Here is a 6,559-nt window from a genome sequence, read left to right on the forward strand (position 1 = left end):
CGGGACGAATCGATCGATGAGTCAAAAATCAGGCGCCGCGCACTTTACTGAAAAGCAGGGCCACTACCTGGCCTTCATCTATACCTACTCGTACATGTTCGGACGGCCGCCTGCCGAAACCGATATGCAGCGCCACTTCGGCGTCAGCCCGCCCTCAGTCCATCAGATGATTGTCACGCTCGAACGCAACGGCCTCATTCGCCGTCAAGCCGGTGCCCCCAGAAGCATCGAAATCCTCGTGCCACCAGAAAACTTGCCGATCCTAGATTGGCTCGGTATCAAACCGTCAAAACCACTGTGACGAGCCACTAGGCGATCGCAAAACAGTTCTAGCCGGCTTAGATCAGGCGTTCCTCTCTACATCGTGCATTGGCGGAGGCGAGACATTTCTCTCGTCAATTGGAGATTGAAAGATGTTCACCGAGCAATCCTCTAAGTTCAGTAGCTTCAACCGTCTTCAGCAATAGTTTGCGCAGAAACTCTGGTTCAACCTGCACTTCATTGCCGTCACATATTCGAGCGATAGCGGCAAATATTTTACGAACATCGTAGGTTGAGTTGAACACCTGCGGGACTCCGCGTTCGATGTTAAGAAGGGTGTAGGCGGCCTCCATCGCTGTGCGAACCGAATATTCGGTGGTGAAAACACAATCTCGTTCGGCCGACTCGGCAAATTGTCCGATGAAAGCGAAATTGGCAGCTCCCTGTGGTATAACATCTGGTCGGTCGCCCGCCTGCCTCGGCATGAAAAGGGAGGTGACGTAGGGCATCATGACGGGAACTGTTTTTGCGCCCGTCTCGGCGATTTGCGGTATGTCCGCAACGGGCACACCAAGGTGGTAAAGCCATTCCTGCGCAATCTCCGCGCCTGTGCAGTCTTGCATCGGTTTCTTCACGAAGTCACCCGGCTTGTCGACAAAGAGAGAATAGAGCCAGACGACAATTTGGTCTCTTGGTTGATGCTTGAAGTGCGGCTGGCGGTTCACGGTCCAACTGAGCAGCCAACTCGAATCCTTCACCGTAACGATGCCTCCCGTGACGACCTTGCCGCTGAACGGATCGCGTTTTGCGATTTTGCGGATATAGCTTGGGATGCGCGCGTCTAAGGTCGTGATGGTCGCAGATTCCCACTTTGTCGCATGGATGTTGCCGCCGAAAACGTCAGGCCGGCCGAACGCCGTGCTCTTTGTCGCGATACGCCGCCAGAGATCCCATGCTGGAGCAGGACCTTCATAAATTTTGGCGGGCGTGTGATGGTCGCCGGCGTCGGAGTTCTCCGTCAAAGACCCGATTGTCACAAAGACGAGATCGTCGGCGCAAAGATCAATTCCGCCGCTGACACCGTCCCTCTGGTAGTTGATGCGCGTGGCCTGCTTGTATCCGGGCCGGATCTCGAAATCGACATCATTGACTTCAACGCCGAATTGAAAGACGACACCTTGCTTCGCCAGCCAATTGCACAATGGCAGAACAAGAGATTCGTACTGATTGTACTTGGTAAACTTCAGTGCCCTGAAATCCGGGAGCCCGCCAATGTGATGGATGAATCGATGGAGGTACAGCTTCATTTCCAACGCGGAATGCCATTCCTCAAAGGCGAACATTGTGCGCCAGTAGAGCCAGAAATTGCTTCTTAGAAGATCCTCCCCAAGCACTTCATCGATGCGCTTGTTCTCCATATCCCGAGGGCTAGCAAGAAAGATGGTGATCAACTCGCTTTGCGCCTTCCCGTTCAGGTTGAAAAGGCCGTCGGTATGGGCGTCCTCCCCTCGATTCACTGTCGCACGTTGTAACGAGTAGTTCGGATCGTCCTTATTCAGCCAATAGAACTCATCGAGCACGCTGGCGCCTTCCATTTCCAGCGATGGGATCGACCTAAACAGATCCCAAAGACACTCAAAATGGTCCTCCATTTCGCGGCCACCTCGAATGACAAAGCCCTTTTCGGGCTGTTTGATCCCGTCGAGCGCACCGCCCGGCAGCATCAACCGCTCGAGAACTGTGATTCGGTTGCCGGCCATATGTCCATCGCGAATGAGGAACGCCGCACCGGCAAGCGCCGCGAGACCAGCACCGATGAACCAAGCGGTCTTTTGGTCGACAGCATCAGGCTTGCGGGGACGGGCAAAGGCTTCGTAGTTTCCGCTGCTGTAATACATGGCGTGTTCCCTCCGATTGGCCGGCACGTCAGTTGATGTCACGAAAACATGTCCTCCAGGGCCGCACATTTATGCGGGACGCCGATCGTCAAGCCGCCGTCGAGGACTATCTCAGCACCAGTCATGTAACTGGACTCGTCGCTAAGCAGGAATGCGACCGCCTGAGAGACTTCGAGCGGCTGGGCCGCCCGCCCCAATGGAATTGGAAAAAGGGCCGGATCCAAGCCCTCACTCATCGCCGTGGTGACGAGGCCAGGATGAACTGAGTTGACACGCACGCCGGAGGCCGCCCCCTCTAGCGCGGCAGACTTGGTGACACCCCGCACGCCGAACTTGGAGGCGACATAAGCATGAAGGCCAGGGCTGCCTCGCAGTCCCTCGACCGATGAGACGTTGACGATCGAACCTCCGCCGGCGCGCCGGATTGCTGGTAGGGCAGCCTGGATGCCGAGGAATACGCCCGTCAAATTGACTGCTAGGGTTCTGTTCCATTGATCGAGTGGGAACTGTTCGATCGGAGCCATGCTGGCGACACCCGCATTGTTGACGAGCCCATGTAAGGCGCCAAAGGTGCTCTCTGCGACCGCGACCGCCGTTGCCCACGATTTCGGCTCGCTAACATCCTGGTGCACGTAGATGGCGGCATTTCCCAGTTCGGAAGCGAGAGCCTCTCCATCTGCATCAAGGATATCAGTGACTACGACTCGAGCGCCCTCCGAAATCAGCAAACGGGCATGTGCCGCTCCCATCCCCCGCGCCGCGCCAGTCACTAGAATGACTTTTTCACTCACACGTGCCATGACGTAGTCCTTGCCGTAAGCGATGCAATATACCGTCGCCTCGGAAGAGGCGCGCATGGTGCTGCTCTGATAACTGCGACAGTCGGCGTTCTGCACCGAAGGACAATCGTCGTAAATTCGCCGAACAGGCGGATGAAGGCGATCGCCCACCATCGCCAAGTCCACCCATGCCGAGAGATAACCAATGCAAAGAAGCAATTGGCTCTGATTGACGCAAAGAACATAACGCTCTCCGGCGGTTATCCGTGAAAGATGGGGCTCCGCTTCGACCACGTAGGCGCGGCGGTTCGAACTGCCGTGCGACAAACCAATACCAGCAATGCGCATGCCAGGAGCGCGCATGTTTGCCTGAACGAGTCTGGCCATTACTTCTGCCGAATCACAGCGACAAAGTCGGCTGTCGTGTCAGACTTCCATCATTATGCAGGTCAACCGGCATCGGTTGAAGACGGGGCGCAACAAGGAATGCGCAGCTCATGGCTGTACTCACTTCGTGCGGATTGCAAGCTTCCTTCTGAACGCCCAAGGGGTAATTCCGAAACCATCCTCTCAAGCTAGTGCCGTCAGTCGCATATGGCCCAAAGAGCCGCTGCAGCACCGACGGTTTACGCGTCCGAAAGGAGATCGATCGCCTGGAGCCTGGAATCGTACTCCTCGTACGTGCCAAGCATGATCTCGCCAACCGTCAAATTGTGCACGGGATCGATGACGGACGGCGAGTCGTAAGTTAGTGAAACGAGGCCCGTGAATAGCACTTCTTCGCCCCCCGCGTCTCGTCGGAACGTTCGGTCTGTGCACCATTTCACCAGCTGTGTGGCGGCGCCTTTCCCAAATTGATTTACTGGGGGCAAATGCCTGACCGAATAGAAGTTCGTGTGTGTGGAAAACATCTGCCGTGCCGCTGCTCTCAAGCGCGAGTCTGGTTGAGCAGTGATAGTCAGCAGACGCTTACCTGTCGGTCGCTCGAGCGTTCCCTGAATCAGGCCGCCCTCGCGGGTCAACGCGATGTGAGCGAGCTTTTTCGGCGCGCCGAGAATCTCGCGTCCCGACGCGAGGGCTGCATCATTTGTCGTCACATAGATATAGGGAATATAGAAACCGGTCTCCCCACCAGGATCACGAACTTCGATTCCAGAGTACTGCTCGAGATATGGTCCGACGATGCTTGAGCCGTAATTCGCTATACCGACAACACCGACCGCGGGATCTGCGGCAGGTGTTAGCTGCTTTGGCAACAGACGCTCCACGTCGTTCGCAATTGTAAAGACGGCTTGTACGGCTTGGCAGTTAAGAAACGCGCTGCCGTGTTCTCGATCTCCGTGATAAAGGGGTGCATCGAATGGAATGCCTCTGACTTCCGGCATTGTTTATCCTCCGGTTGCTCGTCCGGCAGACGCTTAGTGAAATTCGCGGGTAGGTTGGCTCCTAGACTCGACATTCAACATGAATGTTACTCCCGCGTCTGCGGGGATTTGGCTAGAACGTTCGCCGCAGCGTCCCCAGTTCGTTCCGACTCATTTTCGTCGCTTCCTTGCTCGACGTTCTAGGGCGGGCGTCCAGCACACCCTTGAAATGGACGAAAACACACAGAGCTAAGAATGGCCACTTACATGCGGCGTCCGTGTCGACGTTGCGCTATCATTTCCACGTATCGGGGCTCGTGTCGGTAGCAAGCAGCCGGATTCCGTAGTCGTTGATGGTTACAATGGCATAGGTGTAGCCATGCCAACAATTCAGCTCGGACTCCCTGTCTCGCTCCGACGATCGGCAATAGACCCGATTGCCACTGGACGGGTACGACCGCTTTCGCAGCGAGCCCTTTCCAGGCTCAAGACCACTGACATCGATCTTGATCTCGTCGCCGCTGCTTTCCCACAGAACATGCCCCTTGGGCTTTTCTTTGGTCAGATTCACCACGATAAATTCGTGCTTGCCTCCGCCCTTCGTTGCTCCTTTCTTCGCCTTCTCTTTCGTTCTCATCACCGCCGAACTCTTTGTTTCAGTCCGCCCCCTCCCAGCGGCCAATGCTTCCGCGGCGTGTTCGGGGGTCGCAAACTCCTGAGTCGCAAGAGAAGTATCTGGCATGACTTTTCTCTTCCTAAGGCACTGGAGGTCTCTTGGGGATCTCTCAAAACCTTGCAGCACCGGTTAATGCCAAGGTGCTGAACGCCACTTGGCAGCGCTGGCGGGACCTGGAGCCACTTCTAACCTGCCCAAGCACCTGGCCCGGCTTTTGACTAGCGCGTATATACGAGCACATGGCTTAAGCACCGGGAACTACCACAACTGACGGGTGCCCGAAGAAGGTAGCGAGAGCGAATGACAAATCTTAGACTTGTGATAGGAGCCGGGCAGTAGTGGTCGTGCTAGTGATCATTGGTGTTTTGATCCTGGCGAGCTGACTGTCGAAATTATCGCGGGCCATTGGCGAGGGACTGCGACCCGGATCCCGCTCTGAGGACCACTGGACGTGCCTATTCGCTAAAACCAAGTAACGAGCAATTTCTGACGTACTGGCGCTGAAGGTTTGGTCGACAAGAGGTTGGAAAGTGGATAGAAGCACTTGCGCTAGAGCAGGGAATCCACGGCCGTCACGAGGGTGATGGTGCGTCCCGTGTCTCGGCCTAGTGGTAACCTTCACGTTGTCGAGGCCTTGGTGACCGGCAAGGTCACCGCGAACAGAATTGACTTTTACGTCAATTGGAGGTCACCGACAGCTCCGACTTGCAGAACGATCACGATTTGGAATGGCCGCGTAGCCGGCGACAAAATGCCAACTCGATGGAAGCTGTACTACGTTGGATCGGACTGGCACTTTCACGAAATGACCGGCAGGGACCTCTTCACGTGGAGGTAAATCAAACCTGGTTATGCCGCGTTGGCAATGGCTTAACGTCATCGCTTGGATCCGACCGTCCCTCGACGGCGCCAGCGCACTCCGTAAGCGCCTGCATGCGGCCTTCTCCGCGTCCTCGTTGTCGGTCGAATAGAGATACACTTTGAGGGCTGGTAGCGGAGAGTGTCGACCGTCGCGGATATCCTGGGCGCATGCGGAGCGACTGCCGCATTTTACGGGAGCTTCAACTTTCCAGGCGGACGGAATTACTTTCGTCGTTGAGGTAATTCAGCATGGTGTTGCTGGCGTCCTCAGCCTCAGCGAAGGTTTGGAAGGGTGAGCCGAGAATCTTGATCGCGCCACGGCTCTGGTCAAGCGGACGCCACGACGCGACGTAGCCCAGCCTGCCGCGAAAGCCGGGGATGTCCCGATCGCTGTTGAACTAGGTCGGGCCGACGTTGCCGGAATGAATGTTACGCGGCCCTCGTGACGTGGGCAACGGGGTTGATCGTCATGCGATTGTGGCGAGCTTGAAGAGCCGCACGCAGAACCGACAATTGCTTATGCGCCTTCAATCGTCGGAAGCCCTTGTTGGCCTCGATCATGCCGGCCGCGACCCATCGCAAGGCCATACCGGCATCCCGCCAGCGTTTGACGTTGCGCGTGACGCGGCGAATGGTGCCCATCATGTTCTCGGCGATGTTGGTACAGGCGAGCGATCGACGAAGCTCCTTCGGCAACTTCAACCGGACGACAGTCAGGAT

The 6,559-nt window shown here is 56.4% G+C and carries 5 protein-coding genes and 1 pseudogene; 1 reads left to right on the forward strand and 5 read right to left on the reverse strand.

From position 1 onward, the window contains the following. The coding region (locus K289_RS47185) for a LexA family protein (protein ID WP_371260918.1) at nucleotides 1-301 on the forward strand (301 nt) is incomplete at its 5' end. Nucleotides 302-395: 94 nt separating this feature from the next. Here K289_RS47185 and K289_RS0140220 read toward each other — a convergent pair. The 5 genes and pseudogenes from K289_RS0140220 to K289_RS0140240 all read right to left on the reverse strand — a co-directional run. Beyond that, the gene (locus tag K289_RS0140220) at nucleotides 396-2,159 is read right to left on the reverse strand and encodes an oleate hydratase (protein ID WP_027556471.1); all 1,764 of its coding nucleotides are present in this window, start codon (nucleotides 2,157-2,159) and stop codon (nucleotides 396-398) included. 38 nt (nucleotides 2,160-2,197) lie between these two features. After that, the gene (locus K289_RS0140225) at nucleotides 2,198-3,325 is read right to left on the reverse strand and encodes a glucose 1-dehydrogenase (RefSeq protein WP_245284144.1); all 1,128 of its coding nucleotides are present in this window, start codon (nucleotides 3,323-3,325) and stop codon (nucleotides 2,198-2,200) included. 239 nt (nucleotides 3,326-3,564) lie between these two features. Further along, nucleotides 3,565-4,323, reverse strand: coding sequence for an acetoacetate decarboxylase family protein (locus K289_RS0140230; protein ID WP_027556473.1), 759 nt, complete (start codon nucleotides 4,321-4,323; stop codon nucleotides 3,565-3,567). A 274-nt stretch (nucleotides 4,324-4,597) separates the two neighbouring features. Next, on the reverse strand, nucleotides 4,598-5,044 hold the full coding sequence (locus K289_RS0140235; RefSeq protein ID WP_051311344.1) for a hypothetical protein: 447 nt from the start codon (nucleotides 5,042-5,044) through the stop codon (nucleotides 4,598-4,600). A gap of 1,224 nt (nucleotides 5,045-6,268) precedes the next feature. After that, nucleotides 6,269-6,559: pseudogene (locus K289_RS0140240) on the reverse strand (IS256 family transposase); the annotation flags it as partial.

The sequence above is a fragment of the Bradyrhizobium sp. Cp5.3 genome, from assembly GCF_000426265.1.
GTDB lineage: Bacteria > Pseudomonadota > Alphaproteobacteria > Rhizobiales > Xanthobacteraceae > Bradyrhizobium > Bradyrhizobium neotropicale.